The organism is Celeribacter marinus, from assembly GCF_965656515.1.
Classification (GTDB): domain Bacteria; phylum Pseudomonadota; class Alphaproteobacteria; order Rhodobacterales; family Rhodobacteraceae; genus Celeribacter; species Celeribacter marinus_D.
On the sequence record NZ_CBFHKW010000057.1, the window covers coordinates 1 to 2,606 of the forward strand.

At 53.6% G+C, this 2,606-nt stretch carries 4 protein-coding genes; all 4 read right to left on the reverse strand.

Annotated features, from left to right (window positions below; all coding sequences use genetic code 11):
* A partial coding sequence (locus ACTG34_RS11405) for an SDR family oxidoreductase (protein WP_439105027.1) occupies window positions 1-775 on the reverse strand: 775 nt, incomplete at its 3' end.
* A gap of 10 nt (window positions 776-785) precedes the next feature.
* Window positions 786-1,742, reverse strand: coding sequence for a calcium/sodium antiporter (locus ACTG34_RS11410; protein WP_439105028.1), 957 nt, complete (start codon window positions 1,740-1,742; stop codon window positions 786-788).
* The gene (locus tag ACTG34_RS11415) at window positions 1,742-1,909 is read right to left on the reverse strand and encodes a hypothetical protein (RefSeq protein ID WP_062217000.1); all 168 of its coding nucleotides are present in this window, start codon (window positions 1,907-1,909) and stop codon (window positions 1,742-1,744) included. The genes ACTG34_RS11410 and ACTG34_RS11415 overlap by 1 nt, the downstream gene beginning before the upstream one ends.
* 1 nt (window position 1,910) lies before the next feature.
* Window positions 1,911-2,606 (reverse strand): S49 family peptidase (locus ACTG34_RS11420; protein WP_439105029.1); only part of this gene is annotated, 696 nt, incomplete at its 5' end.

Consider the following 2,606-nt stretch of genomic DNA (forward strand, 5'->3'; position numbering starts at 1 on the left):
TCAAAATATCGGGTGTATTCCACGCCAAATGTTGACCGCCATCTACACATAAAAGCTGACCTGTGACGCCGTGGGCATCGATGAAATAACCCAAAGCCGCGGTAATATCTTCGAGGTTGGACCCTCTGTTCAGGATAGTCGCGGCGCGTTGTGCGGTGAACATATCTCGGTCTTGATGCACGCCCTGTAATGTCGGCCCCGGACCAATGGCATTTACACGAATGCGCGGAGCAAGGCCCTGCGCCGCCGTCTGGGTAAATGCCCACAACCCCATCTTTGCAATCGTGTAGCTCATAAATTTTGGCGTCAGTTTTTGAACCCGTTGATCCAACATATTGATCACAAGAGCGCTGGCACGCGCCTCACCGCGCAAGTCTGTCTCCACCTCTGGAGCCTGAGCGGCAAACGCTTGGGTGAGTACAACAGGCGCGCGCAGGTTGCTCTCTATATGGCGATCCCAACTCAGCCGCGTACCGTCCTCGATGCTGTCCGCCTCATAGATCGACGCGTTATTCACAAGCAACGTCAATGGTCCACCAAGGGCTTGTGCAGCACGTCCCACCAATCGGGCGGCTTCGTCTTCGATCAACAAATCTGCTTGGACGGTTTGCGCCTTGACGCCCATATGGCGAAGCTCGGCCACGACCTCATCGGCTTCAGTCTTGGACGTTGCATAATGTACGGCAACGTCGAACCCGCGCTCTCCAAGATACAAAGCCATTGCACGGCCAAGTCGTTTACCTGCTCCAGTGACCAATGCCCGCCGTGATTTCATAGTGTTCCCCTTAAAAGACCATCACAATGTAGAGGACATATAGGGCGGTCAGGGCGAGACCCCAGATCAAAGTGATACTTTTACGGCGCAGAACAAACAAACCTAACAAAAGCGATGATGCAATCATCACCCAGATATCGAACTGCATAATTTCGGGTGCAACGGGAATGGGGCCAACGAGTGAGGCCACACCGATAATGCCCAATAGGTTGAACATATTGGAGCCGATCACGTTGCCAAATGCCACATCTGCCTGACGGCGCAGCGCCGCCATCACGGTTGTCGCAAGTTCGGGCAACGATGTTCCCAAAGCTACAAGTGTCAAACCGATCACAGTGTCCGAGACCCCGAACGATTGTGCAATATGAGTTGCGGCATTGACCAACAACTCGGCGCCAATAGGCAAACCAATCAAACCTGCAACAAGGAAAGCAATGATTTTGGGCCACCCCATATGCGGGTCGGCCCCTTCGACGTCATCCTCATCCATCGTGCAAAGTGCGGCATCCGCCGCGTCAGCACGGTGCGATCTTGCAGCACGCGCTGCATGGACGAGCATTAACCCCAATGCAGCGAGTAAAATCAAACCCGAGACCCGACCAAAGGGGCCAATAAACGCCAAAGCTGTGAACAGTGCCGTCGCGGCTATCATTTGAAGATAGCTGGCGCGGGTTGAATTATCGACCACATGTAGCGTTGTTATCAATGCGGGAATACCCATCACCAATAGCACATTGGCGGTATTCGAGCCGACAACGTTGCCAAGGGCAAGCCCCGGAACCCCTTCGTGAATAGCCGAAATAGAGATGAGAAGTTCAGGCGCGGATGTCCCGAATGCAACGATGGTTAGGCTAACGATCAACGCAGGCACACCAAGGCGAAGCGACAGATTTACGGCCCCACGCACGAGCGCATCACCCGCTAAAAGTAAGACAACAAGCCCTACCGCAGCAGTCAAAAAGTCCATTAGGGCTTCCCTTTCTTACAGGCGCATGGGCCTTTGCCAATGACATAGCGTCCGCATTTGGGACAGGTCATAGAGGCGAGTTTTGTCTGACCCGGAAAACGGACACGCCCGAACAGCGCCAACACCGCAATAAAGATCATAAAGACAGAAATAATTTTAAAGATCATGTCACAGCCCGTAGCGCGCCCAAAGACTGCGCTCTTCGACAGTGTTGACCGCCTCATCGATGATCTGTGCGCCAAACCGACCCAAGAATGGCTTTTTAGGGCCAAAGACCGCAAACCGTGTTTTAGCGCCAAACATATCTTTCATAACGGGCAAGAGATGTCCGATCCCATCGGCCAAGCCAAGATCAACACTTGTTTTACCAGTCCAATACGTACCGTCGAACAGCTCGACATCTTGCGACAACCGATCCCCACGCGAGGCTTTTACATGCTCGACAAAGGCTACGTGAATGTCTTCTTGAAGGGCTTTGAGGCGCACAACGTCCTCGTCGCGCTCAGGTTGAAATGGATCAAGCTGGCTTTTTGAGCCGCCCGCGGTGTAAACGCGCCGCTCGATGCCATATTTGGCAATCAATTGATCGAACCCGAAGCCCGCAGAAATAACACCAATGGAGCCAACGATAGAACTGCGATCCACGAATATTTTATCAGCCGCGCACGCGAGCCAATAACCGCCCGATGCCGCTACATCCTCAACAAAGGCAAACACGGGCACGTCCTTTTCGTCTGCCAGACGGCGAATGCGTGCCGCGATCAACGACGACTGAACAGGCGATCCGCCCGGAGAATTGATCGACAAGGCAACTGCCGATGGCTTGCCCTTACCGAAGGCACGTTCAATTGCGGACGCAAGCGC

Bases quoted from the DNA above. Each gene is read 5' to 3' on its own strand.
- ACTG34_RS11410 (WP_439105028.1), bottom strand. From the start codon at position 1,742: ATGGACTTTTTGACTGCTGCGGTAGGGCTTGTTGTCTTACTTTTAGCG.
- ACTG34_RS11415 (WP_062217000.1), bottom strand. From the start codon at position 1,909: ATGATCTTTAAAATTATTTCTGTCTTTATGATCTTTATTGCGGTGTTG.